The following is a 23923-nucleotide window of genomic DNA, read 5'->3' as shown; positions in this document are numbered from 1 at the left end:
AGGTTCTCTAGGCCACACCCGGCGGTTGCCAGGGCCGGAAGCCGCTGTACACCACCCACGAGGATTTCGTCATGGCTTTAACAGTAAACACCAACCTTGCGTCGTTGACCGTTCAGAACAACTTGAACAAGGCTTCCAGCGCCCTGCAAACCTCCATGCAGCGTCTGTCCTCCGGCCTGCGTATCAACAGCGCCAAAGACGATGCGGCCGGCCTGCAAATCGCCGGTCGTCTGACCAGCCAAATCAACGGCCTGGGCGTTGCCATCAAGAACGCCGGTGACGGTAACTCCATCGCGCAAACGGCTGAAGGCGCGATGCAGCAATCCACCAACATCCTGCAGACCATGCGTTCCCTGGCTCTGTCGTCCGCTAACGGCTCCCTCAGCGCTGACGACCGTAAGTCGAACCAGGCTCAGTACGCGGCTCTGACTTCTGAATTGACCCGTATCGCGTCCACCACCACTTTCGGTGGTCGTAACCTGCTGGACGGTTCTTTCGGGACTACCGCTTTCCAAGTGGGCGCCAACGCCAACCAGACCATCAACATGAGCCTGGGCAACGTAGCAGCTAACAACATTGGTTCGCAGCAGCTGCTGTCCAGTGCCCAGACCCCAAGCGCTAACGGCGTTGCAGGCGGCACCATCACTGTTACCGGTGGCGGCCAGACTTCTGCTGCACTGACCATTGCCCAAGGCGCTTCGGCCAAGGATATCGCTGCCCAACTGAACGGCGCAGTCGGCGGCCTGCAGGCCTCTGCCAGCAACGAAGCCAAGTTCACTGTTCCAGCTTTCGCTGCCGCTAACCCAAGTGGTAGCTTCACTCTGGCCGTAGGCGGCGCTTCGGTTAACTTCACCGGTATCACCAAAGCTTCTGACCTGGCTGACCAACTGAACTCCAACGCTGCCAAACTGGGCATCAGCGTTAACTTCGACCAGTCGACCGGCTCTCTGTCGATCAAATCCGACTCGGGTGAGAACTTCACCTTCTCCGGTGCTGACGCTGGCGGCCAGACCATCGGTGTTCAAACCAAAGGCGGCAACGGTCAGTTCGGCACCGCCGCAACCCTGACTGCTGCAAACCTGGTTGCTACTGGCCAGGTTTCGTTGAACTCTAGCTCCAGCTACTCGCTGGCTGGCGGCGGCATTACTGGTGTGTTCGGCGCAGCAGGTGCTACCGCTGTCAACTCGGCTAAAGTTGTTGTCAGCAACACTGACGTGACCACCGCTGCCAACGCACAGAGCGCTGTTGACGTGCTGACGCAGGCACTGTCCACCATCGACTCCCAGCGTGCTGACCTCGGTGCTGTACAAAACCGTTTCGACAACACCATCGCCAACCTGCAGAGCATCTCGGACAACTCCACTTCTGCTCGTGGCGTGATCCAGGACGTTGACTTCGCCGCTGAAACCGCTCAGCTGACCAAGCAACAAACCCTGCAACAGGCTTCGACTGCGATCCTGTCCCAGGCGAACCAACTGCCATCTGCTGTACTGAAGCTGCTTCAGTAATATCAGCGCTTGGTAACTGACGGAAGGGCGCGTTTACGTGCCCTTTTGTCTTTTGTGTGATGAGGAGAGTTGTCATGGACATGAGCGTCAATCTGAACCTGTCTTATCCTGCGACGGCGGCACAGAATGCACCTGCTCCTGTAACCGCCGACCCGCAAAAGAACAAAGTGGATGCCGCTGCTGGCACCGCAGACGCAAAGCAGCAAACTGGCCAGCCGGACCTGAAAAAAGCGGTCAAGGAAATCAACGATTTCATCCAGGCTACCCAGCGCAAACTTGATTTTTCCATCGATGACACCACCCACCAGGTTGTGGTCAAGGTCATCGCCACTGAAAGTGGTGAGGTCATTCGCCAGATTCCTTCGGAACAGGCCCTTAAGCTCGCCCAAAGCCTTCACGACGCCAGCAGCTTGCTGTTTGACGCGAAGGTCTAAACTGGCATGAACTTTGTTGCGAAAAGCGCATAGAGCGTTGTTCGTCAATAAAGAGTCAGCCCCGGATTAGGAGAAAGACGATGACAGTCGTATCAGGTCTAACGGTCAACGGCCCGGGTACGGGTATTGATGTTCAGGGTCTTGTGAAGTCTTTGGTGGGTTCGCAAACCGCGCCGAAGCAAGCGCAGATCGACAGCCAGACAAAAACATCCACTGCGCAATTGACTTCGATCGGCAAGATTCAGGCCGCCCTCGACGCTTTCCGGGGTGCGTTGGACAACATGACCAAAACCGTCAATTTCAGCGGTTTGAGTTCGACGATTTCCAACGACAAATTGGCAACGGTCACCTTGGGCCCTGGCGCTGCCGCCGGCAACTTTACGCTGAGCGTACAAAAGTTGGCCACGGCGTCAAAAGTCTCCACGGCAACGATTCAGGGGGGGGCAGGGGCCGTTATCAATAACACGGCTTCGGCGACCGTGTTTACCATGTCTCAATCGGGCAAGGATTACAGCGTCAGCGTGCCGCCAGGGGCGACCTTGCAGCAGGTGCGTGACTCGATCAATTCTCAGTACGGCAATGCGGGGCTGAGTGCCAACATTCAGACTGACTCCAACGGCTCCCGTTTGGTCGTGACCTCTTCGACCACCGGTAAGGGTACCGATATAACCTTCAAGGGTAATTCGGGCCTGGAAGCGGGTGCGACGGTCGTGGACCAGCCTCCGCAAAACGCCGAGTATATTCTTGATGGCAGCCCTCAAACGTCCACGAGTAACACGCTCGCCAACGCAATCAGTGGTGTAAGCATTAGCTTGACGGGTGTTACGGCCGCAACTGATAGTCCTGCGACGATCAAGGTTGCTGCGAACAGCGCCACCCTCAAGTCAGCGGTCAAGGGTTTTACCGACACCTATAGTGCGCTGGTCAAGGCTGTCAATGCCGAGACTCAGGTCACCCCTAATCCCGATGGTAGTGTTTCGTCATCTGCGCTGACAGGTGATGCCTCGGTGCGCACCATGATGTCGTCGATTCGCAACGTATTGAACTCGGTGAGCGGCACCGGCGCGTTCAAATCCCTGGCGCAGTTTGGTGTTACAACCGACCAGACAGCGGGCACGCTGAGTGTCAATGATGCGGCGTTTGACAAGGCGGCACTCACTAACGGCTCCGACATCAACAGCATTTTCACTGGCGCCAATGGCCTGTTGGCAGGGCTGACAAATGCGACAGCCAACTATGCGTTGAGCAAAACCGGCGTTTTTGCCAGCAAGTCGCAGACCCTGCAAGACAACCTCAAGGACCTGACTAATCAGCAGAGCGCTCTGGATACGCGCTCGGCTGCGTTGACGGCCTCCCTGACGCTGAAATACAACGCGATGGACTCCCTGGTTGCCCAGCTCAAGGCCTCGGGCGACAGCGTCATGACCACGCTCAACGCGCTGAACAATCCGAAGTCCAACTGATTGACGAGCGGATAAACTGCCGGGCGCCGCAATGCGGCGCCTTGCTTTTTTCGAACGCAACACCGGCTAAAGTTTTTGGTAACACCGTCGACATAATAATCAGCGCCCACCCTTTTTTAGTCGTCGCCTGTCACGAGGTAGAAACATGAATCCCATGAGAGCCCTTCGCCAATACCAGAAGGTCAACACCCACGCCCAGATCTCCGAAGCCAGCCCGCACCGTTTGGTGCAGTTGTTGATGGAAGGCGCGCTGGATCGCATGGCTCAGGCGAAAGGGGCCATGGCTCGGGGTGACGTTGCGCACAAGGGGTTGATGCTGGGGAAGGCGGTCGACATCATCGTCGGCCTGCGTGACGGCCTCAACCCGGAAAAAACCGAAGACCCGTTGGCGCTCCAGCAGTTGGACAACCTGTACGCCTTCATGAGCATGCGCTTGTTGGAAGCCAATCGTCAGAACGACGCTGTGATGATCGATGAGGTCGCAGGTCTGATGATTACCCTCAAGGAAGGCTGGGACGGTATCGCGGCACAGTAGGCCGGTGGGCCTGAGGACGAAGTCATGAGTCACGCAGTGCAAAAAATAGACGAGACGCGCGAAGCCTTGGTGGATGCGCTGGCAGAGCGCAACTGGGATGCGATCGGTGAGCTGGACCTGGGGTGCCGGGCCGTGATCGATGCGGCGCTCAACGAAGAGGCGGCGGACGAGGCGGTGATTCGGGAAAAGCTGGAAGACCTGTTGTCGGTCTATCAGCGGTTGCTCGAGGCAACCATGGGGGAGCGCCAAGCAATCTTCGAAGAAATGTCGCAGTTCAACCAAGCTAAAAATGCGTCAAAGGTTTACCATCTGTTCGGCTGAACCGGACCAGTTAATCCAGGCGTCGCGTCATAAATTTGACTGCGCACGTTTTTTTGACTTAACTAGTGCTGTTTTCAGAAGTCAGATGGCTCCAAAGCAGAAAATGCCTACAGCTATCTAGATTGCCCTCGACTCCAGGGCATTGAGTTAACTAGGGAAGTTGCTATTGCATGTGGCGTGAAACCAAAATTCTGCTGGTCGATGACGATAGCGTCCGCCGCCGCGATCTGGCGGTGATTCTGAATTTTCTTGGCGAAGAAAATTTACCCTGCGCTAGCCATGATTGGCAGCAGGCGGTTAGCTCTTTGTCGTCGAGCCGTGAAGTCATTTGTGTGCTGATCGGGACGGTAAACGCTCCTGGGACATTGCTGGGCCTGTTAAAGACACTCTCGACCTGGGATGAGTTCCTTCCCGTGTTGCTGATGGGTGAAATTTCTTCCGTCGACTTGCCGGAAGACCAGCGCCGCCGTGTGTTGTCCACCCTGGAAATGCCGCCCAGCTACAGCAAGCTCCTCGATTCCCTGCACCGTGCCCAGGTGTACCGCGAGATGTACGACCAGGCCCGCGAGCGTGGCCGTCATCGCGAACCCAACCTGTTCCGCAGCCTCGTCGGCACCAGCCGCGCCATCCAGCATGTGCGCCAGATGATGCAGCAAGTGGCCGACACTGACGCCAGCGTGCTGATCCTCGGCGAATCGGGCACCGGCAAAGAGGTGGTCGCGCGTAACCTGCATTACCACTCCAAGCGCCGCGACGGACCGTTTGTGCCGGTCAACTGTGGGGCGATTCCGGCAGAACTGCTGGAAAGCGAACTGTTCGGCCACGAAAAGGGCGCCTTCACCGGGGCGATCACCAGCCGTGCCGGGCGTTTCGAGCTGGCCAACGGCGGCACCTTGTTCCTGGACGAGATCGGCGACATGCCGCTGCCGATGCAGGTCAAGCTGCTGCGCGTCTTGCAGGAGCGCACGTTCGAGCGCGTGGGCAGCAACAAAACCCAAAGCATCGACGTGCGTATCATCGCGGCCACCCACAAAAACCTCGAAAGCATGATCGAGGTGGGTAGCTTCCGTGAAGACTTGTACTACCGCCTCAACGTATTCCCCATCGAGATGGCGCCCCTGCGCGAGCGGGTCGAAGACATCCCGCTGCTGATGAACGAATTGATTTCGCGCATGGAACACGAAAAGCGCGGCTCGATTCGTTTCAACTCGGCGGCGATCATGTCCTTGTGCCGTCACGCATGGCCGGGCAACGTGCGCGAGCTGGCCAACCTGGTGGAGCGCATGGCGATCATGCACCCCTACGGCGTGATCGGCGTGGCCGAGTTGCCGAAAAAATTCCGCTACGTCGATGACGAAGACGAGCAGTTGGTGGTCGATAGCCTGCGTACCGACCTTGAAGAACGGGTGGCCATCAATGGGCACACGCCCGACTTCAGCGCCACCGCCATGCTGCCGCCCGAAGGCCTGGACCTCAAAGACTACCTCGGTAGCCTGGAGCAAGGCCTGATCCAGCAAGCCCTCGACGACGCCAACGGCATCGTCGCCCGGGCCGCCGAACGCCTGCGCATCCGCCGCACCACCCTGGTGGAAAAAATGCGCAAGTACGGCATGAGCCGTCGTGAAGGTGATGAACAGGCGGATGATTGACGCCTGTTTTTCAAAGCGCTGATTTATCAGCGCTTTTTATTTGGGCACGGGTATTGCTTTAGCCCTCGTAACGCACCGTTTAACTGACGGTCAGCCAAGCGAGAGCGCATGATGCCCCACGCCGCCCAACTATCTTCGGTCCCTGGTACGCCAGGGGTAACGCCTTCCGTAGAGCAGATCAGCCGTCATGGGCTTGAGCAGGCGTTCGCGCTGTTCAACCAGATGTCCAGCCAGTTGACCGACTCCTACAGCCTGCTGGAAGCCCGGGTTTCCGAGCTCAAGGGCGAATTGGCGGTGGTCAGCGCCCAGCGCATGGCCGAGTTGGCTGAAAAGGAACGCCTGGCCAACCGCCTGCAAAACCTCCTCGACCTGTTGCCCGGTGGCGTTATCGTCATCGACGACCAGGGCCGTGTGCGTGAGGCCAACCCCGCCGCCCGCGACATGCTCGGCCTGCCGCTGGACGGCGAGCTGTGGCGCGAGGTCATCACGCGCTGCTTTGCGCCGCGTGAAGACGACGGCCATGAAGTTTCGCTGAAGAACGGGCGCCGCCTGTCGATTGCCACCCGTTCCCTGGACGCCGAGCCCGGCCAGTTGGTATTGCTCAACGACCTGACTGAAACCCGTCACTTGCAGGACCAGTTGGCGCGCCACGAGCGCCTGTCGTCCTTGGGAAAAATGGTCGCTTCGCTGGCGCATCAGATTCGCACCCCGTTGTCTGCCGCACTGATCTACGCCAGTCATTTGACTGACGAGCAGTTGCCTGCCGCCACCCACCAACGGTTTGCCGGGCGCCTCAAGGAGCGTCTGCACGAACTGGAGCATCAGGTGCGCGACATGCTGGTCTTTGCCCGCGGCGAGTTGCCGCTGACCGACCGCGTCACCCCGGCCGCGTTAATGCAGGCCCTGCAAGGCGCCGCTGCCACCCACATTCAGGACGCCTCGGTGCGCTGGCAGTGCGACAGCCATGCAGGCGAGTTGCTGTGCAACCGCGACACCCTGGTCGGCGCCTTGCTCAACCTTATCGAAAACGCCACCCAGGCCAGCGGCCCCGGTGCGCAGCTCAAGGTGCACCTGTACAGCCGCGACAACACGCTGCGCCTGTGCATCAGCGACCGTGGCAATGGCATTGAGCCTGGCGTATTGGCGCGTTTGGGCGAGCCGTTTTTTACCACTAAAACCAATGGCACCGGCCTGGGCCTGACCGTGGTCAAGGCCGTGGCCCGCGCGCATCAGGGCGAGTTGCAATTGCAGTCCCGGGTGGGGCGCGGCACCTGCGCCTTGATGACGCTGCCGCTGTTTGCCGGCACGGAGTGACAGTCATGGCGATCAAGGTGTTATTGGTGGAAGACGACCGCGCCCTGCGCGAGGCCCTGGCAGACACGCTGCTGTTGGCGGGCCATGACCATCGCGCCGTCGGCTCTGCCGAAGAGGCCCTGGAAGCGGTCGAGCAGGAAGCCTTTGGCCTGGTGGTCAGCGACGTCAACATGCCCGGCATGGACGGCCATCAGTTGCTCGGTTTGCTGCGCGCCCGCCAACCGCAATTGCCGGTGCTGCTGATGACCGCCCACGGCGCCGTCGACCGCGCCGTGGACGCCATGCGCCAGGGCGCGGCCGACTATTTGGTCAAACCCTTCGAGCCCAAGGCCCTGCTCGACCTGGTGGCGCGCCACGCGCTCGGCACCTTGAGCACCGCCGATGGCGAAGGCCCGATCGCCGTCGAACCGGCCAGTGCGCAGCTGCTGGAGCTGGCCGCCCGCGTGGCCCGCAGCGATTCCACCGTGTTGATCTCGGGCGAGTCCGGCACCGGCAAGGAAGTGCTGGCACGGTTTATCCATCAGCACTCCGGGCGGGCGAGCCGGCCGTTTATTGCGATCAACTGCGCGGCCATCCCCGACAACATGCTGGAAGCCACCCTGTTCGGCCACGAAAAAGGCTCGTTCACCGGCGCCATTGCCGCCCAGCCGGGCAAGTTTGAACAGGCCGACGGCGGCACGATCCTGCTCGACGAAATCTCCGAAATGCCCCTGGGCCTGCAAGCCAAGTTGCTGCGCGTGTTGCAGGAGCGCGAAGTGGAGCGGGTAGGGGCGCGCAAACCGATCCAGCTGGATATTCGCGTGGTCGCCACCACCAACCGCGACCTGGCGGGTGAAGTGGCGGCAGGGCGTTTTCGCGAAGACTTGTTCTACCGGCTCTCGGTGTTCCCGTTGGCCTGGCGCCCGTTGCGCGAGCGCCCGGCAGACATCGTCCCGCTGGCCGAGCGCCTGCTGGGCAAGCACGTCAAAAAAATGAAGCACGCCCAGGCGCGCCTGTCGGCCGAGGCGCAGGCCTGCCTGATCGGCTACCCGTGGCCGGGCAACGTGCGCGAACTGGACAACGCGATTCAGCGGGCGCTGATCCTGCAGCAGGGCGGTTTGATCCAGCCGCAGGACTTTTGCCTGGCCACCGGCGGCGCCAGTGCACCCTTGCCGAGCCTGGCGGTGGTGGCGCCGGTGGACACGGCCTGCGCTGAGCCCGCGGGCGGCCTGGGCGATGACCTGCGCCGGCGCGAATTCCAGATGATCATCGACACCCTGCGCGCCGAACGTGGTCGCCGCAAAGAGGCCGCCGAGCGCCTGGGTATCAGCCCGCGCACCCTGCGCTACAAGCTGGCACAGATGCGCGATGCCGGGATGGACGTGGAAGCGTATCTTTTCGCCACGTAACAAATACTTAGGCGACAGGTTTTGTCGCCTTTTCTTACGGATAGCCACGGAGCTGGCACCCTTGTTGCTACCACCCTCACTAACCGCTGGGTAGTGTCAAAAAATTGCGGGTCGTCGGAGAGAGAAGGTCATGAGCCAAGGTGTTGAGTTCAATCGGTTGATGTTGGATATGCGGTCCATGCAAATGGACGCCATGGCACAGCCGAAATCCGTCGCCCCGGCACCGGAACTGGGCCAGAGCAGCTTTGCCGACATGCTTGGCCAGGCCATCAATAAAGTCAGCGATACCCAGCAGGCGTCCGGGCAGTTGGCCAACGCCTTCGAGATCGGCAAGAGCGGCGTCGACCTGACCGACGTGATGATCGCGTCGCAAAAAGCCAGTGTTTCCTTTCAGGCCTTGACCCAGGTGCGTAACAAGCTGGTTCAGGCCTATCAAGACATCATGCAGATGCCGGTTTAAGGACGAGATTTAAGTCATGGCAGAAGCAGTGGTAGAGAACGCACCCGCCAAGGCCGGCGCCAAGCCGCCGTTGTTTGGCCTGTCGTTCCTGGAAAACCTGTCCGAGATGACCATGCTGCGTCAGGTGGGCCTGTTGGTCGGCCTGGCAGCCAGCGTGGCGATTGGTTTTGCCGTGGTGTTGTGGTCGCAGCAACCCGATTACCGGCCGCTGTACGGCAGCCTGTCGGGGATGGATGCCAAGCAGATCATGGAAACCCTGGCCGCTGCCGACATCCCCTACACCGTCGAACCCAATTCCGGTGCCCTGCTGGTCAAGGCCGATGACGTGGCCCGTGCGCGCATGAAGCTGGCCGCCGCCGGTGTGACGCCGTCCGACGGCAACGTGGGTTTTGAGATTCTCGACAAGGACCAGGGCCTGGGCACCAGCCAGTTCATGGAAGCCACGCGCTACCGTCGCGGCCTGGAAGGCGAGCTGGCGCGCACCATCTCCAGCCTGAACAACGTCAAGGGCGCCCGCGTGCACCTGGCTATCCCGAAAAGCTCGGTCTTTGTGCGCGACGAGCGCAAGCCCAGCGCGTCGGTATTGGTTGAACTCTACGCAGGCCGCTCCCTGGAGCCCGGCCAGGTACTGGCGATCGTCAACCTGGTGGCCACCAGCGTTCCCGAATTGAACAAGTCGCAAATCACCGTGGTCGACCAAAAGGGCAACCTGCTCTCCGACCAGGGCGAAAACTCCGCGCTGAGCATGGCCGGCAAGCAGTTTGACTACAGCCGCCGCATGGAAAGCATGCTCACCCAGCGTGTGCACAACATCCTGCAACCGGTACTGGGTAACGACCGCTACAAGGCTGAAGTGTCCGCCGACGTGGACTTCAGCGCCGTCGAGTCCACCTCCGAGCAGTTCAACCCCGACCAGCCGGCCTTGCGCAGCGAGCAGTCGACCACCGAACAACGCACCGCCAGCAACGGCCCGCAAGGCGTGCCGGGCGCCCTGAGCAACCAGCCGCCGGCCCCCGCTTCGGCCCCGCAAACCACGGGTGGCAGCGCCGCTGCGGCCGGTGCGGTCCAGCCGGGCCAGCCGCTGCTGGACGCCAACGGCCAGCAGATCATGGACCCGGCCACCGGCCAGCCGATGCTCGCGCCGTACCCGTCGGACAAACGTAACCAGTCCACCAAGAACTTTGAGCTGGACCGCTCCATCAGCCATACCAAACAGCAGCAAGGTCGCATCAACCGCCTGTCGGTGTCGGTGGTGGTGGACGATCAGGTCAAGGTCAACCCAGCCAACGGTGAAACCACCCGGGCCCCGTGGAGCGCCGACGAATTGGCGCGCTTCACTCGCCTGGTGCAGGACGCGGTCGGTTTTGACGCCAGCCGTGGCGACAGCGTAAGCGTGATCAACATGCCGTTCTCCGCCGAGCGTGGCGAAGTGATTGCTGACCCGTCGTTCTACACCCAGCCGTGGTTCTGGAACATCGTCAAGCAAGTGCTGGGGGTGTTGTTCATCCTGGTGCTGGTGTTTGGCGTGCTGCGCCCGGTGCTCAACAACGTCACCGGCGGCGGCAAGAAACAACTGGCGCTGGCCGGTGGCGACGTGGAACTGGGTGGCATGGGCGGCCTGGACGGCGAACTGGCCAACGACCGCGTCAGCCTCGGCGGCCCGCAAAGCATCCTGCTGCCAAGCCCGAGCGAGGGTTATGACGCGCAGTTGAACGCAATCAAGAGTCTGGTGGCCGAAGACCCGGGCCGTGTGGCCCAGGTCGTGAAAGAGTGGATCAACGCAGATGAGTGATAATCGAGCCGCTGTTGCCAAACTCACCAAGGTCGACAAAGCCGCCGTGCTGCTGCTGTCGCTGGGTGAAACCGACGCCGCCCAAGTGCTGCGCCACATGGGCCCCAAAGAGGTTCAGCGCGTGGGCGTGGCCATGGCGCAGATGCGCAATGTGCACCGCGAGCAGGTCGAGCAGGTGATGAGCGAATTCGTCGAGATCGTCGGCGACCAGACCAGCCTGGGCGTAGGCTCCGACAGCTATATCCGCAAGATGCTCACCTCGGCGCTGGGCGAAGACAAGGCCAACGGCCTGATCGACCGCATCCTGCTGGGCGGCAATACCAGCGGCCTGGACAGCCTCAAGTGGATGGAGCCGCGCGCCGTGGCGGACGTGATCCGTTACGAACACCCGCAGATCCAGGCCATCGTGGTGGCCTACCTGGACCCGGACCAGGCTGGTGAAGTGCTCGGCCATTTCGACCATAAGGTGCGCCTGGACATTATCCTGCGCGTCTCGTCGCTGAACACTGTGCAGCCTGCGGCGCTCAAAGAACTGAACACGATTTTGGAAAAGCAGTTCTCGGGCAACTCCAACGCCTCGCGCACCACCTTGGGCGGTATCAAGCGCGCGGCCGATATCATGAACTTCCTCGACAGCTCCGTGGAAGGCCAACTGATGGACTCGATCCGCGAGATCGACGACAGCCTGTCGGTGCAGATCGAAGACCTGATGTTTGTGTTCAACAACCTGGCCGACGTGGACGACCGCGGCATCCAGGCGTTGCTGCGCGAAGTGTCCTCCGATGTGCTGGTGCTGGCGCTCAAGGGGTCGGACGACAACGTCAAGGAAAAGATCTTCAAGAACATGTCCAAGCGCGCCTCCGAACTGCTGCGCGACGACTTGGAAGCCAAAGGCCCGGTGCGCGTCAGCGACGTGGAAACCGCGCAAAAGGAAATCCTCACCATTGCCCGCCGTATGGCCGAAGCCGGAGAAATCGTTCTCGGCGGGAAGGGCGGCGAAGAAATGATTTAAGGCGCCCCGCATGTCGAACAAAGATGAGGCGCCCAGCGATCTGATTCGCGCCCGGGACGTCGGCGGGTTCGACGTGTGGTCGTTGCCCAGCTTCGACCCCTTCGTGCCCGAGCCTGAACCGTTGCCGGTGGAAGAGCCCCCGGCCGAGATGGAAGAAGTGCCGCTCGATGAAGTTCAGCCACTGACCCTCGAAGAGCTGGAAAGCATTCGCCAGGAGGCCTACAACGAAGGCTTTGCCATTGGCGAAAAAGAAGGGTTTCACAGCACCACGCTCAAAGTGCGCCAGGAAGCTGACGCGGCCTTGAGTGCCAAGCTTTCAAACCTGGAAATACTCATGGGCAGCCTGTTCACTCCGATCGCCGAACAGGACTCGCAGATCGAAAAAGCCATGGTCGGCCTGGTGCAGCACATCGCGCGCCAGGTGATCCAGCGTGAGTTGGCCATCGACTCGACGCACATCGAAAGCGTCATGCGCGAAGCGCTCAAGTTGCTGCCGCTGGGCGCGGGCAGCGTACGGTTGTACATCAACCCGCAGGATTTCGAGCAGGTCAAAGCCCTGCGCGAGCGCCACGAAGAAGCCTGGCGCATCGTCGAAGACGCTTCGCTGTTGCCGGGCGGTTGCCGGGTCGAAACCGAGCACAGCCGTATCGACGCGACGGTGGAGACGCGCATCACCCAAATCATGGACAAACTCGCTGACCAGTTGCACGAGCAGGCCCTGCACCCGGCGGCGCCTGACCTGAGTGTTGAACTGGACGCCCCCGATGCGCCTTGACCGCACCAGCTTCGCCAAGCGCCTGGGCGGTTACGCCGAGGCGGCGCAGTTGCCCGGCCAGCCGATCCTGGAGGGCCGCCTGCTGCGCATGGTCGGCCTCACCCTGGAAGCCGAAGGCCTGCGCGCCGCGATGGGCAGCCGCTGCCTGGTGATCAACGACGACAGCTACCACCCGGTGCAGGTGGAAGCCGAAGTGATGGGCTTTTCCGGCAGCAAGATCTTCTTGATGCCCGTAGGCAGCATCGCCGGCATCGCCCCCGGCGCCCGCGTGGTGCCATTGGCCGACACCGGCCGCTTGCCCATGGGCATGAGCATGCTGGGCCGGGTACTCGACGGCGCCGGCCGGGCCCTCGATGGCAAGGGCGGCATGAAAGCCGAAGACTGGGTGCCGATGGACGGCCCCACCATTAACCCGCTCAAGCGTGACCCCATCAGCGTGCCGCTGGACGTGGGCATCCGCAGCATCAACGGCTTGCTGACGGTGGGCCGCGGCCAGCGCCTGGGCCTGTTCGCCGGTACAGGGGTGGGCAAGTCGGTGTTGCTGGGCATGATGACGCGCTTTACCGAGGCGGACATTATTGTGGTCGGGCTGATCGGCGAGCGGGGCCGCGAGGTGAAGGAGTTCATCGAGCACATCCTCGGCGAAGAGGGCCTGAAGCGCTCGGTGGTGGTGGCATCCCCGGCGGACGATGCGCCGCTGATGCGCTTGCGCGCGGCCATGTATTGCACGCGCATCGCTGAATATTTTCGCGACAAGGGCAAGAACGTCCTGTTGCTGATGGACTCCCTGACCCGTTTCGCCCAGGCCCAGCGGGAAATCGCCCTGGCCATCGGCGAGCCGCCCGCCACCAAGGGCTACCCGCCGTCGGTGTTCGCCAAACTGCCCAAGCTGGTGGAGCGCGCCGGTAATGCCGAGGCCGGAGGTGGTTCGATCACCGCGTTCTACACGGTGTTGTCCGAGGGCGATGACCAGCAGGACCCCATCGCCGACTCGGCGCGGGGTGTGCTCGACGGGCACATCGTGCTGTCGCGCCGCTTGGCCGAAGAGGGGCACTACCCGGCCATCGACATCGAGGCGTCCATCAGCCGGGTGATGCCGTCGGTGGTCACCCCCGAGCACATGACCCGCGCCCAGCAGTTCAAGCAACTGTGGTCGCGCTACCAACAAAGCCGCGACCTGATCAGCGTGGGCGCCTACGTGCCCGGCGGCGATCGCGAAACCGACCTGGCGATTGCCCTGCAACCGCAGCTGGTGACTTACCTGCGCCAGGGCTTGCACGACAACATCAGCCTGGGCGAAAGCGAGGCGCACCTGGCGTCCGTCTTCGCGCCTGCGCCGGGAGGTTAAGCCATGGCCAACAGTCGTGCGGCGCGCCTGGCGCCGGTGGTGGAAATGGCCGAAAGTGCCGAGCGCACCGCTGCCCAGCGCCTGGGGCATTTCCAGGGGCAGGTGCGGCTGGCCGAAAGCAAGCTGGGCGACCTCGAGCGTTTTCGCAGCGAATACCAGCAGCAATGGATCGACCGTGGCAGCCAGGGCGTGTCCGGCCAGTGGCTAATGAGTTACCAGATATTCCTCAACCAGCTGGAAACCGCCGTGGGCCAACAGCGCCAGAGCCTGGCCTGGCACCAGAACAACCTCGACAAGGCCCGTGGCAGCTGGCAGCAGGCTTACGCCCGGGTCGAAGGCCTGCGCAAACTGGTGCAGCGCTACGTGGATGAAGCCCGTGCGCTGGAAGACAAGCGCGAGCAAAAGCTGCTGGATGAGCTGTCTCAGCGGCTCCCTCGGCAAGCCGCGTATTAGCGATTGCTCCTACACAGAGTTGCCCCATTTCCGTTCACCTGCTAAACCTTGTCTCACAGTGCCAATGACAAGGAAGCAGCCGTATGTCAGTCGAATCCGAAGTGTCCCTGGACGGGAAAAAGTTGACCATCGCAGTCAAGGGCCGATTTGATTTCGGCAGCCACCAGCTCTTTCGCGATTCCTATGAGCGCTTCTACAAGGTGCCCGACACCTACGTGGTCGACCTCAAGGACACCACCTATATGGACAGCTCCGCCCTGGGCATGCTCCTGCTGCTGCGTGACCATGCCGGTGGCGACGAGTCCGAGGTGCGGGTGGTCAACAGCAATTCGGATGTGCGCAAGATCCTCGCCATCTCCAACTTCGACAAACTCTTCGACATCAGTTGAACGCCCTGGCTCCGGTCCTTGAGGCGCTGACCGTCCTGATCGCCGAAGACAGCGCCGCCGACCGCCTGTTGCTCGCCACCATTGTGCGTCGCCAAGGGCACCAGGTGCTCACCGCGGGCAACGGGCGCGAGGCGGTGGAGGTGTTTGCCCGCGAGCGCCCGCAATTGGTCTTGATGGACGCCTTGATGCCGGTGCTGGACGGCTTCGAGGCGGCCCGGCAGATCAAGCAACTGGCGGGCGAAGCGCTGGTGCCGATCATTTTCCTGACCTCCCTGCGCGAGAGCGAAGCCCTGGCCCAGTGCCTGGACGCGGGCGGTGACGATTTTCTGGCAAAACCCTATAACCCCATCATCCTGGCGGCCAAGATCAACGCCATGGACCGCCTGCGCCGCTTGCAGGCCACTGTGCTGCGCCAACGCGACCTGATCGCCCGGCACAACGAATACCTGTTGCACGAGCAGCGCGTGGCCAAGGCGGTGTTCGACCGCGTGGCGCATTCGGGCTGCATTAACGCCGCGCCGAATATCCGCTACCTGCAATCGCCGTATGCGTTGTTCAACGGCGACCTGTTGCTGGCTGCCTACACTCCGTCCGGGGACATGCACGTGCTGCTCGGCGATTTCACCGGCCACGGTTTGCCGGCAGCGGTCGGCGCCATGCCGCTGGCCGAGGTGTTCTACGGCATGACCGCCAAGGGCTACGGCGTGGCGCACACCCTGCGCGAGATGAACGCCAAGCTCAAACGCATCCTGCCGGTGGACATGTTCTGCTGCGCCACGCTGGTGTGCCTGAGCACCCAGCGTCGGGTGGTGGAGGTCTGGAACGGCGGCATGCCCGACGGTTATGTGCATGACGTGGCCACCGGGCAGCGTACGCCGCTGGTGTCGCGCCACCTGCCGCTGGGCGTGCTGGCGCCCGAAGCCTTTGACGACAGCACCGAAACCTGGCCGATGGCCTTGGGGGACCGGGTGTTTTTGTTGTCGGACGGGGTGCTGGACACCGCCGATGCCCGCGAACAGCTGTTTGGAGCCGAACGCTTGCAGCGGGTGTTTTCCGCCAACCGCAAGCCGGACCACCTGTTTGAAGAGATCGAACAGGCCCTGGCGGCGTTTCGTGGCGAAGTGCGCGATGACATCAGCATGGTCGAGATCAGCCTGCAGGAAGGTCAGCCGCTGCGCTCCCACGCGGTGCTGGTCGAAGGCAGTGGCCAATCGTGCCCGCTGGACTGGTCGGTGAGTTTCGAGTTTCGCGCCGAAACGCTCAAGCGTTACAACCCATTGCCATACCTGCTGCAACTGCTGCTGGAAATCCACGGGCTGCGCGAGCAAAGCGGCGCGTTGTACAGCGTGATGGCCGAACTGTATTCCAACGCGCTGGAGCACGGCGTGCTGGGCCTGGACTCACAGCTCAAGCGCGACGCCCAGGGTTTTGCCACGTACTACCGCCAGCGCAACGAACGCCTGGCCCGGCTGGACAGCGGTTATGTGCGCGTGCATGTGCAGGTGGTGCCGAACGGCGAGGGAGGTTGCCTGACGCTGCGGGTCGAAGACAGCGGCGAAGGCTTTGATGTGGACAAGGTGCTGGCGCGGCCACTGGACGTGGAGCGTTTGTCCGGGCGTGGCTTGAGCCTGGTGCGCCAATTGAGCAGCGATGTGAGCTGGTCCGACGGAGGGCGCAGTGTGTGCGTGGAGTTTTCATGGAAGGCTCTGGCATAATCCGCCCGATTCTTGATCAAGGAGCGAACAAGTGGCAGAGATTCATCTGGACCCGGAGGTCCTGAACGGGCTGCAGGAGGTCATGGAGAGCGAGTACCCCAAGTTGCTCGAGACCTTTCTGGACGACTCGCAAAAACGCGTCGAGGCGCTGCGCAAGGCGCGCGACGACGCCAAGGCTCTGGGCATCATTGCCCACAGTTTCAAGGGCAGCAGCGGCAACCTCGGGGCTGTGCGTCTGGCCAGCCTGTGCCAGTTGCTGGAAGACACCTCGGCCAACCAGGTACAGGCCGACCTGGGGGGGCTGGTCGATCAGATCGACCACGAGTTCGCCTTGGTAAAGCCCTTGTATGAGCACGAACGCCAACGCTTCCCGCTCTGAGCGAACGGCCATTTAAAACCTGGCCCGACTCTTGCTATCTCCCCTCTTACTGCATCCTTTACCCCTGTGCAGTGGAGACTTTTATTTATGCCGACCGTCCCGACTTCGCTCCTTCAGGCCACCCCCGCGGTCAAGCCTCAAGCCCCCGCCGCCATTCCACCGGCAGCGGTTGCGGACCCGCGGGACAAGGCCCCGGCCTTCGCCCAGGTGTTTGCCAAGCAGGCCCCGGCAAGCCCGGCCAAAACGAGCGACGCCCCGGCCAAATCCGCGCCGACCAAGTCCAGCGACACCAGCAGCAAGCCCGTTGCCAATAACGACAAGCCTGCCGCCAGCAGCCCAGCGGTTGCCGATAGCGGCAAGACCTTGCCTGCCAACCCACCGGCCAAGGCCGACACCCCGGACACCGGCAAAACCACCGCCAGCGATGAGGCCCCGGCAGACCCGGCCAAAGACGACCCGAGCCTAGCGCAACAGCCGCCCGTCGACCCGGTTGTAGATCCGGCGTTGCTGGCAGCGGTCGCCCCGGTGCCTGTGCCGGTGCCTGCCGCCCCCGTCGAAACGCCGGCCCCGGCGGCCGCCAAGAACGACCCGGCAACTCCGGTCGTCGCGCCGCCCGTGGCCGCGACGGATGACGCCAAGCCGGCCTTCGATCCTGAAGCCGACCCGCTCGACGAACTGCCCGCCGTGCGCCTGGCCATGGAGCAGGGCGGGCATGTGTCCGCCAGTAGCCAGGCACTGGCCAAAACCACTTCGGCCGCTGCCCAGGACCAGCCGACCGCCGCGCAGAGTTTTGCCAACGGGTTGGCGACTATGGTCGACCAGCAGGCCGCCAAAGACAGCACCGATGGCGGCGGTGACAAGGCCTTCAGCGGCCTCATCGACGGCGGCCTCAAGGACCTGAAAAACGCCAGCAGCGACACCCGCGTCGACGACTTCGCCAACCGCCTGGCCGCGCTGACCCAGGCCGCCACGCCAAAAACCGCCAACGCCTTGCCGCCGGTGGCCAACGCACCGTTGGCCATGCACCAGAGCGGTTGGACCGACGAGGTGGTGAACCGGGTCATGTACCTGTCCAGCGCCAACCTCAAGTCAGCCGAGATCCAGCTGCAACCAGCGGAACTGGGGCGCCTGGACATCCGGGTCAACATGACGGCGGACCAGCAAGCCCAGGTCAACTTCATGAGCGGCCATGCCGCCGTGCGTGAAGCGCTGGAAAACCAGTCAGGCCGCCTGCGTGAGATGTTTGCCCAGCAGGGTATGGGCCAGGTGGACGTGAACGTGTCGGACCAGTCCCGTGGCTGGCAAGGGCAGGGCCAGGAGCAACAACAGAACCAGGCCCGTGGCGTAGGCAGTGGCAATGGTCGGGGTGACAACGGTGACGCTGGCGTTGCCAGCAATGAAGTGGTCGAAGCCACTGCCCCGGTCACGCGCACGGTTATCGGCTCCAGCGCCGTCGACTACTACGCCTGATCCCGCCGCCGGGCTGCACGGCAGCCCGGTGCTGAGCCGAGTGGCCCCGCGGCGGACAACTCTGGCATAACACTTGCTCTTGCCTTTCCGTAGAACTATGAAACCCAGAATAGTGACGGATTATTGGCATGGCGAAGAGCGACGACGCAGCAAAAGCACCCGCAGGCAAGGGCAAGGGCAAGCTCAAGCTTATCCTGCTGATTGTTCTGGGCTTGTTCCTGGCGATCGGCGTGTCGGTGGGCGCCACCTGGTACTTCATGCACAGTGCCAGCACCAAGCCGGTGGAGGCCGCAGCGCCTAATCCCAACGTCAAGCAACCGGCAATCTTCGAGCAGATGCTCCCGGCCTTTGTCGCCAACTTCAACCAGAACGGCCGTCAACGCTACCTGCAGGTGAGCATGACGCTGCTGGCGCGTAACCAGGCCGACATGGATGCCCTCAAGGTGCACATGCCAGTGATCCGCAATAACCTGGTCATGCTGCTCTCCGGGCAAAGTTTCGACGCCCTGGCCACCCCGGTGGGCCAGGAAATGCTGCGCCAGAAAGTGACTGCCAGCGTGCAGGAAGTGGCCCAGAAAGAACTCGGTAAAGTCGTCATCGAGCAAGTGCTCTTCACTAATTACGTACTGCAGTAGGACCACGACATGGCCGTGCAAGACCTGCTGTCCCAGGATGAAATCGACGCGCTGTTGCACGGTGTGGACGATGGTCTGGTACAGACCGAAATGGCTGCCGAACCCGGCAGCGTCAAAAGCTACGACCTGACCAGCCAGGATCGCATCGTCCGTGGACGCATGCCGACGCTGGAGATGATCAACGAGCGTTTTGCCCGCTACACCCGCATCAGCATGTTCAACATGCTGCGCCGCTCGGCGGACGTGGCGGTGGGCGGGGTGCAGGTGATGAAGTTCGGCGAGTACGTGCACTCGCTGTACGTGCCCACCAGCCTCAACCTGGTCAAGATCAAGCCCCTGCGCGGCACCGCGCTGTTCATCCTGGACGCCAAGCTGGTGTTCAAGCTGGTGGACAACTTCTTCGGTGGCGACGGCCGTCACGCCAAGATCGAAGGCCGCGAGTTCACCCCCACCGAACTGCGGGTGGTGCGCATGGTGCTGGAGCAGGCCTTCGTCGATTTGAAGGAAGCCTGGCAGGCCATCATGGAAGTCAATTTCGAGTACATCAACTCGGAAGTGAACCCGGCCATGGCCAACATCGTGGGCCCCAGCGAAGCCATTGTGGTGTCCACCTTTCACATCGAACTCGATGGCGGCGGCGGCGACCTGCACGTGACCATGCCGTATTCGATGATCGAGCCGGTGCGCGAAATGCTCGATGCGGGCTTCCAGTCCGACCTCGACGACCAGGACGAACGCTGGGTCAAGGCCCTGCGCGAAGACCTGCTGGACGTCGACGTGCCACTGAGCGCCACCGTGGCCCGGCGCCAGTTGCGCCTGCGGGATATTTTGCACATGCAGCCGGGGGATGTGATTCCCGTCGAGTTGCCGGACGAGTTGATCATGCGCGCCAACGGCGTGCCCTCGTTCAAGGTCAAGCTGGGTTCGCACAAAGGCAACCTGGCGTTGCAGGTGATCGAGCCGGTCAACCGCCGCTGATCCAACCCCCTTTATAAAGTTTGCTCCGCCGAGGACATGTAATGGCTACCGAACACGAAAACACTTCCGCCGAAGACCAGGCCCTGGCTGACGAGTGGGCGGCTGCGCTGGAAGAAACCGGCAATGCCGGCCAGGACGACATCGACGCACTGCTGGCGGCCGACGCGGCCACGGCGCCCGCCGGTAATCGCGTGCCCATGGAAGAGTTTGGCAGCGTGCCCCGCAACAACGAGCCGGTGACGCTGGACGGCCCCAACCTGGACGTGATCCTCGACATTCCGGTGTCGATCTCCATGGAAGTGGGCAGCACCGAAATCAATATCCGCAACCTGCTGCAACTCAACCAGGGCTCGGTGATCGAGCTGGATCGCCTGGCCGGTGAGCCGCTGGACGTGTTGGTCAATGGCACGCTGATCGCCCATGGCGAAGTGGTGGTGGTCAACGAAAAGTTCGGCATCCGCCTGACTGACGTGATCAGCCCCAGCGAACGCATCAAGAAGTTGCGCTGATATGCGCCGCCTAATAGTAGGACTGTTGATGGCGCTGCCGTTGAGCGCCCTTGCAGCGGAGCCGGTGGTTCAAGCGGCGGCGGCCCCGGCGGTCAGTGGCAGCATCGGCGGCCAGCTGACGCAACTGGTGCTGGGCCTGTTGCTGGTGGTGGGCTTGATCTTCGGGCTGGCCTGGCTGATGCGCCGCGTGCAGCGCGCCGGCCCCGGCAATGGGCAGGTGATCGAAATGATCGGCTCGCGCGCCCTCGGCCCGCGTGACCGGCTGGTGCTGGTGCAAGTGGGCGAGGAGCAGATTCTGCTGGGCCTCACCCCCGGCCGTATCACCCCGTTGCACGTGCTCAAGCAGCCGGTGGAAGTGGCCCAGACCCAGGCGGCCACGCCGGAATTCGCCCAGCGCCTGATGGAACTGCTGGGCAAGGATCAGAAGGATAAGAAGTAATGCGCGTTTTATTGACGCTCATGCTGTGGCTGGCCGCGCCGCTGGCGTTTGGCGCCGACCCGTTGTCGATCCCGGCGATTACCCTGGGCACCAACGCGGCTGGGGCGCAGGAATATTCGGTCAGCCTGCAGATCCTGTTGATCATGACGGCGCTGAGTTTCATCCCCGCGTTCGTCATGCTGATGACCAGCTTCACCCGCATCATCATTGTGTTCTCGATCCTGCGTCAGGCCCTGGGCCTGCAGCAGACGCCGTCGAACCAGATCCTCACCGGCATGGCGCTGTTTCTGACCCTGTTCATCATGGCGCCGGTGTTCGACAAGGTGAACCAGCAAGCGCTGCAACCCTACCTTGCGGAAAAAATCACCGCCCAGGCTGCGGTGGACAAGGCCCAGGGCCCGATCAAAGACTTCATGCTCTCGCAAACCCGCTCCAGCGACCTCGAGCTGTTCATGCGGTTGTCCAAGCGCACCGACATCGCGACTCCCGACCAGGCGCCGCTGACCATCTTGGTGCCGGCCTTTGTCACCTCGGAGCTCAAGACCGCGTTCCAGATCGGTTTCATGATCTTTATCCCGTTCCTGATCATCGACCTGGTGGTGGCGAGTGTGCTGATGGCGATGGGCATGATGATGCTGTCGCCGCTGATCATTTCCCTGCCGTTCAAGATCATGCTGTTTGTGCTGGTGGACGGCTGGGCGCTGATCATCGGCACGCTGGCGGGCAGTTTCGGAGGGGTATAGCGCATGACGCCAGAAGTTGCCGTCGACCTGTTTCGTGATGCGCTGTGGCTGACCACCATGATGGTGGCCGTGCTGGTGGTGCCCAGCCTGTTGGTGGGCCTGTTGGTGGCGATGTTCCAGGCCGCGACCCAGATCAACGAACAGACCTTGAGCTTTTTGCCGCGCCTGCTGGTGATGCTGATTACCCTGATCGTCGCCGGCCCGTGGCTGGTGCAAACCTTCATGGAATACATCCTGCAGCTGTACGGCAGTATTCCGCAGCTGATCGGCTGACCGGGTGCAATCTGTCCTGGCGTTGACCGACACCCAGATCAGCACCTGGGTGGCGTCCTTCATCCTGCCGCTGTTTCGCGTGACGGCGGTGCTCATGACCATGCCGGTGTTCGGGACCACCTTGGTGCCGCGCCGCATTCGCCTGTATTTCGCGGTGGCGATCACCGTGGTCATCGCCCCGGGGTTGCCGCCAATGCCGCCGGTAAACGCGCTGGACTTGAGCGCCTTGATGCTGGTGGCCGAGCAAATCCTGATCGGCGCGCTGCTGGGGTTTTCCCTTACGCTGTTTTTCCAGGCGTTCGTGATTGCCGGGCAGATCATCTCGATTCAGATGGGCATGGGCTTTGCCTCCATGGTCGACCCTACCAACGGGGTGTCGGTGGCGGTGATCGGGCAGTTTCTGACCATGCTGGTGACGTTGCTGTTTTTATCCATGAACGGCCACCTGGTAGCGTTTGAGGTGCTGACCGAAAGCTTTACCACCTTGCCGGTGGGCTCGGGGCTGGTGGTTGGCCACTTCTGGGAATTGGTCGGGCGCCTGAGCTGGGTGCTCGGCGCCTCACTGTTGCTGGTGTTGCCAGCGATCACCGCGTTGCTGGTGATCAACATCGCCTTTGGCGTGATGACCCGGGCGGCGCCGCAGTTGAACATTTTCTCCATCGGTTTCCCGTTGACCCTGGTGTTGGGCATGGGGATTTTCTGGGTCGGCCTGGCTGACATTCTCAATCAGTATCAACCGCTGGCCACCGACGCCTTGCAGTTCTTACGTGATCTGGCGAGGGCGCGTTGAGCCATGGCCGAAAGCGAGAGTGGTCAGGACAAAACAGAAGACCCCACGGAGAAACGCAAAAAGGACTCCCGGGAAAAGGGTGAGATTGCCCGCTCCAAAGAGCTCAACACCCTGGCGGTGATGCTGGCGGGCGCGGGGGGCTTGCTGATTTACGGCGGTGGCCTGGCGCTGGACTTGATGGAATTGATGAAACTCAATTTCGCATTACCGCGCGAGGTGCTGCTCAGCCCCGGCGCCATGGGGCTGTACCTGCTGCACTCGGGCAAAATCGCGATCCTGGCCGTACAGCCCGTGCTGATTACCTTGCTGCTGGCCGCGTTGATCGGCCCCGTGGCCCTCGGCGGCTGGCTGTTTGCGCCGGCCAGCATGGCGCCCAAGTTCAGCCGGATGAACCCCTTGGCCGGGCTCAAGCGGATGTTCTCGAGCAAGGCCCTGGTGGAGCTGCTCAAGGCGCTGGCCAAGTTCTTGCTGATCCTGTTCGTGGCGTTGACGGTGTTGTCTTCCGACATCGACGACCTGCTGCGCATCGCCCATGAGCCGCTGGAACTGGCGATTATCCACAGCGTGCAGGTGGTGGGGTGGAGTTCGTTGTGGATGGCTTGCGGCTTGATCCTGATTGCGGCGGTGGACGCGCCGATCCAGCTGTGGGAAAGCCACAAGAAGCTGTTGATGACCAAGCAGGAAGTGCGCGACGAGCACAAGGACCAGGAAGGCCGCCCCGAGGTCAAGCAGCGCATTCGCCAACTGCAGCGGGAAATGTCCCAGCGCAAAATGATGGCCTCGGTGCCCGACGCCGACGTGGTCATCACCAACCCGACGCACTACGCCGTGGCGCTCAAATACGACCCGGAGAAGGGCGGCGCGCCGATGTTGCTGGCCAAGGGCAGCGACTTCATGGCCTTGAAAATCCGCGAAATCGCCGTGGCCAACGACGTGCTGCTGCTGGAGTCGCCGGAGTTGGCGCGGTCGATTTTCTACTCCACCGAGCTGGACCAGGAGATCCCCGCCGGGTTGTACCTGGCGGTGGCGCAGGTGCTGGCGTACGTGTACCAGATCCGCCAATACCGCGCAGGCAAGGGCAAGCGGCCCGATCCGCTCAAGGACCTGCCCATCCCGCCGGACCTGCGCCGCGACGCTTGAGTTCGGGTGCA

General features: G+C 62.2%; 26 protein-coding genes. All 26 read left to right on the top strand.

Annotated elements, in window-relative coordinates:
• The first annotated feature begins 71 nt into the window (after window positions 1-71).
• Complete coding sequence (locus tag ACW9H9_RS10255) at window positions 72-1508, top strand: flagellin N-terminal helical domain-containing protein (RefSeq protein WP_457343045.1); 1437 nt, start codon at window positions 72-74, stop codon at window positions 1506-1508.
• 74 nt (window positions 1509-1582) lie between these two features.
• The gene (locus tag ACW9H9_RS10250; RefSeq protein WP_457343046.1) at window positions 1583-1942 is read left to right on the top strand and encodes a flagellar protein FlaG; all 360 of its coding nucleotides are present in this window, start codon (window positions 1583-1585) and stop codon (window positions 1940-1942) included.
• Between the two features lie 80 nt (window positions 1943-2022).
• Window positions 2023-3405, top strand: a complete 1383-nt coding sequence (gene fliD, locus ACW9H9_RS10245) for a flagellar filament capping protein FliD (RefSeq protein WP_457343047.1) — start codon at window positions 2023-2025, stop codon at window positions 3403-3405.
• 145 nt (window positions 3406-3550) lie between these two features.
• Window positions 3551-3940, top strand: coding sequence for a flagellar export chaperone FliS (fliS, locus tag ACW9H9_RS10240; protein WP_457343048.1), 390 nt, complete (start codon window positions 3551-3553; stop codon window positions 3938-3940).
• Between the two features lie 24 nt (window positions 3941-3964).
• Window positions 3965-4261 (top strand): flagellar protein FliT, encoded by a 297-nt coding sequence (locus ACW9H9_RS10235; RefSeq protein ID WP_457343049.1) that lies wholly within the window; start codon window positions 3965-3967, stop codon window positions 4259-4261.
• Between the two features lie 170 nt (window positions 4262-4431).
• On the top strand, window positions 4432-5910 hold the full coding sequence (locus ACW9H9_RS10230; RefSeq protein WP_457343050.1) for a sigma-54 dependent transcriptional regulator: 1479 nt from the start codon (window positions 4432-4434) through the stop codon (window positions 5908-5910).
• A gap of 111 nt (window positions 5911-6021) precedes the next feature.
• A complete protein-coding gene (locus tag ACW9H9_RS10225) occupies window positions 6022-7224 on the top strand; it encodes a sensor histidine kinase (protein ID WP_457343051.1) in 1203 nt (400 codons plus the stop codon).
• A gap of 5 nt (window positions 7225-7229) precedes the next feature.
• The gene (locus ACW9H9_RS10220; RefSeq protein WP_457343052.1) at window positions 7230-8612 is read left to right on the top strand and encodes a sigma-54-dependent transcriptional regulator; all 1383 of its coding nucleotides are present in this window, start codon (window positions 7230-7232) and stop codon (window positions 8610-8612) included.
• Window positions 8613-8742: 130 nt separating this feature from the next.
• Entirely contained in the window at window positions 8743-9072 is a 330-nt protein-coding gene (gene fliE, locus ACW9H9_RS10215) for a flagellar hook-basal body complex protein FliE (protein WP_457343053.1), read from the top strand.
• A 16-nt stretch (window positions 9073-9088) separates the two neighbouring features.
• Window positions 9089-10864 (top strand): flagellar basal-body MS-ring/collar protein FliF, encoded by a 1776-nt coding sequence (fliF, locus tag ACW9H9_RS10210; RefSeq protein ID WP_457343054.1) that lies wholly within the window; start codon window positions 9089-9091, stop codon window positions 10862-10864.
• Window positions 10857-11876, top strand: coding sequence for a flagellar motor switch protein FliG (fliG, locus tag ACW9H9_RS10205; RefSeq protein WP_457343055.1), 1020 nt, complete (start codon window positions 10857-10859; stop codon window positions 11874-11876). Before fliF ends, fliG begins: the two co-directional genes overlap by 8 nt.
• A gap of 10 nt (window positions 11877-11886) precedes the next feature.
• Window positions 11887-12651: a flagellar assembly protein FliH gene (fliH, locus tag ACW9H9_RS10200; protein ID WP_457343056.1), complete on the top strand. Its 765-nt coding sequence runs from the start codon at window positions 11887-11889 to the stop codon at window positions 12649-12651.
• Window positions 12641-13999 carry a flagellar protein export ATPase FliI gene (gene fliI, locus ACW9H9_RS10195; protein WP_457343057.1) on the top strand — a complete coding sequence of 453 codons (1359 nt, stop codon included), beginning with the start codon at window positions 12641-12643 and terminating at the stop codon, window positions 13997-13999. The genes fliH and fliI overlap by 11 nt, the downstream gene beginning before the upstream one ends.
• Before the next feature lie 3 nt (window positions 14000-14002).
• Entirely contained in the window at window positions 14003-14452 is a 450-nt protein-coding gene (gene fliJ / locus ACW9H9_RS10190; RefSeq protein WP_457343058.1) for a flagellar export protein FliJ, read from the top strand.
• Between the two features lie 83 nt (window positions 14453-14535).
• Complete coding sequence (locus ACW9H9_RS10185) at window positions 14536-14841, top strand: STAS domain-containing protein (RefSeq protein WP_457343059.1); 306 nt, start codon at window positions 14536-14538, stop codon at window positions 14839-14841.
• The gene (locus ACW9H9_RS10180) at window positions 14838-16556 is read left to right on the top strand and encodes an ATP-binding SpoIIE family protein phosphatase (protein WP_457343060.1); all 1719 of its coding nucleotides are present in this window, start codon (window positions 14838-14840) and stop codon (window positions 16554-16556) included. Before ACW9H9_RS10185 ends, ACW9H9_RS10180 begins: the two co-directional genes overlap by 4 nt.
• A gap of 31 nt (window positions 16557-16587) precedes the next feature.
• Window positions 16588-16935, top strand: a complete 348-nt coding sequence (locus ACW9H9_RS10175; protein ID WP_457343061.1) for an Hpt domain-containing protein — start codon at window positions 16588-16590, stop codon at window positions 16933-16935.
• A gap of 87 nt (window positions 16936-17022) precedes the next feature.
• Window positions 17023-18405, top strand: coding sequence for a flagellar hook-length control protein FliK (locus ACW9H9_RS10170; RefSeq protein ID WP_457343062.1), 1383 nt, complete (start codon window positions 17023-17025; stop codon window positions 18403-18405).
• Between the two features lie 128 nt (window positions 18406-18533).
• Window positions 18534-19040, top strand: a complete 507-nt coding sequence (gene fliL, locus ACW9H9_RS10165) for a flagellar basal body-associated protein FliL (RefSeq protein WP_457343063.1) — start codon at window positions 18534-18536, stop codon at window positions 19038-19040.
• Window positions 19041-19049: 9 nt separating this feature from the next.
• Complete coding sequence (gene fliM / locus ACW9H9_RS10160; RefSeq protein WP_457343064.1) at window positions 19050-20018, top strand: flagellar motor switch protein FliM; 969 nt, start codon at window positions 19050-19052, stop codon at window positions 20016-20018.
• A gap of 41 nt (window positions 20019-20059) precedes the next feature.
• Window positions 20060-20527 (top strand): flagellar motor switch protein FliN, encoded by a 468-nt coding sequence (gene fliN / locus ACW9H9_RS10155; RefSeq protein WP_457343065.1) that lies wholly within the window; start codon window positions 20060-20062, stop codon window positions 20525-20527.
• A 1-nt stretch (window position 20528) separates the two neighbouring features.
• Window positions 20529-20966: a flagellar biosynthetic protein FliO gene (gene fliO / locus ACW9H9_RS10150; protein WP_457343066.1), complete on the top strand. Its 438-nt coding sequence runs from the start codon at window positions 20529-20531 to the stop codon at window positions 20964-20966.
• Window positions 20966-21709: a flagellar type III secretion system pore protein FliP gene (fliP, locus tag ACW9H9_RS10145; RefSeq protein WP_457343067.1), complete on the top strand. Its 744-nt coding sequence runs from the start codon at window positions 20966-20968 to the stop codon at window positions 21707-21709. Before fliO ends, fliP begins: the two co-directional genes overlap by 1 nt.
• 3 nt (window positions 21710-21712) lie before the next feature.
• On the top strand, window positions 21713-21982 hold the full coding sequence (gene fliQ / locus ACW9H9_RS10140; protein ID WP_209983445.1) for a flagellar biosynthesis protein FliQ: 270 nt from the start codon (window positions 21713-21715) through the stop codon (window positions 21980-21982).
• 4 nt (window positions 21983-21986) lie between these two features.
• A complete protein-coding gene (fliR, locus tag ACW9H9_RS10135; RefSeq protein ID WP_457343068.1) occupies window positions 21987-22772 on the top strand; it encodes a flagellar biosynthetic protein FliR in 786 nt (261 codons plus the stop codon).
• A gap of 3 nt (window positions 22773-22775) precedes the next feature.
• On the top strand, window positions 22776-23912 hold the full coding sequence (gene flhB, locus ACW9H9_RS10130) for a flagellar biosynthesis protein FlhB (protein WP_457343069.1): 1137 nt from the start codon (window positions 22776-22778) through the stop codon (window positions 23910-23912).
• The last annotated feature ends 11 nt before the right edge of the window (window positions 23913-23923 follow it).

The organism is Pseudomonas sp. SDO5215_S409 (assembly GCF_054071325.1).
Note: the sequence above shows the minus strand (reverse complement) of the source record. Positions and strands in the feature narration are given on the sequence as shown.

Excerpts from the sequence above, each read along its gene's own strand:
- ACW9H9_RS10255 (WP_457343045.1), top strand. The coding sequence starts at position 72 with ATGGCTTTAACAGTAAACACCAACCTTGCGTCGTTGACCGTTCAGAAC.
- ACW9H9_RS10250 (WP_457343046.1), top strand. The coding sequence starts at position 1,583 with ATGGACATGAGCGTCAATCTGAACCTGTCTTATCCTGCGACGGCGGCA.
- fliD (WP_457343047.1), top strand. The coding sequence starts at position 2,023 with ATGACAGTCGTATCAGGTCTAACGGTCAACGGCCCGGGTACGGGTATT.
- fliS (WP_457343048.1), top strand. The coding sequence starts at position 3,551 with ATGAATCCCATGAGAGCCCTTCGCCAATACCAGAAGGTCAACACCCAC.
- ACW9H9_RS10235 (WP_457343049.1), top strand. The coding sequence starts at position 3,965 with ATGAGTCACGCAGTGCAAAAAATAGACGAGACGCGCGAAGCCTTGGTG.
- ACW9H9_RS10230 (WP_457343050.1), top strand. The coding sequence starts at position 4,432 with ATGTGGCGTGAAACCAAAATTCTGCTGGTCGATGACGATAGCGTCCGC.
- ACW9H9_RS10225 (WP_457343051.1), top strand. The coding sequence starts at position 6,022 with ATGCCCCACGCCGCCCAACTATCTTCGGTCCCTGGTACGCCAGGGGTA.
- ACW9H9_RS10220 (WP_457343052.1), top strand. The coding sequence starts at position 7,230 with ATGGCGATCAAGGTGTTATTGGTGGAAGACGACCGCGCCCTGCGCGAG.
- fliE (WP_457343053.1), top strand. The coding sequence starts at position 8,743 with ATGAGCCAAGGTGTTGAGTTCAATCGGTTGATGTTGGATATGCGGTCC.
- fliF (WP_457343054.1), top strand. The coding sequence starts at position 9,089 with ATGGCAGAAGCAGTGGTAGAGAACGCACCCGCCAAGGCCGGCGCCAAG.
- fliG (WP_457343055.1), top strand. The coding sequence starts at position 10,857 with ATGAGTGATAATCGAGCCGCTGTTGCCAAACTCACCAAGGTCGACAAA.
- fliH (WP_457343056.1), top strand. The coding sequence starts at position 11,887 with ATGTCGAACAAAGATGAGGCGCCCAGCGATCTGATTCGCGCCCGGGAC.
- fliI (WP_457343057.1), top strand. The coding sequence starts at position 12,641 with ATGCGCCTTGACCGCACCAGCTTCGCCAAGCGCCTGGGCGGTTACGCC.
- fliJ (WP_457343058.1), top strand. The coding sequence starts at position 14,003 with ATGGCCAACAGTCGTGCGGCGCGCCTGGCGCCGGTGGTGGAAATGGCC.
- ACW9H9_RS10185 (WP_457343059.1), top strand. The coding sequence starts at position 14,536 with ATGTCAGTCGAATCCGAAGTGTCCCTGGACGGGAAAAAGTTGACCATC.
- ACW9H9_RS10170 (WP_457343062.1), top strand. The coding sequence starts at position 17,023 with ATGCCGACCGTCCCGACTTCGCTCCTTCAGGCCACCCCCGCGGTCAAG.
- fliL (WP_457343063.1), top strand. The coding sequence starts at position 18,534 with ATGGCGAAGAGCGACGACGCAGCAAAAGCACCCGCAGGCAAGGGCAAG.
- fliM (WP_457343064.1), top strand. The coding sequence starts at position 19,050 with ATGGCCGTGCAAGACCTGCTGTCCCAGGATGAAATCGACGCGCTGTTG.
- fliN (WP_457343065.1), top strand. The coding sequence starts at position 20,060 with ATGGCTACCGAACACGAAAACACTTCCGCCGAAGACCAGGCCCTGGCT.
- fliO (WP_457343066.1), top strand. The coding sequence starts at position 20,529 with ATGCGCCGCCTAATAGTAGGACTGTTGATGGCGCTGCCGTTGAGCGCC.
- fliP (WP_457343067.1), top strand. The coding sequence starts at position 20,966 with ATGCGCGTTTTATTGACGCTCATGCTGTGGCTGGCCGCGCCGCTGGCG.
- fliQ (WP_209983445.1), top strand. The coding sequence starts at position 21,713 with ATGACGCCAGAAGTTGCCGTCGACCTGTTTCGTGATGCGCTGTGGCTG.
- flhB (WP_457343069.1), top strand. The coding sequence starts at position 22,776 with ATGGCCGAAAGCGAGAGTGGTCAGGACAAAACAGAAGACCCCACGGAG.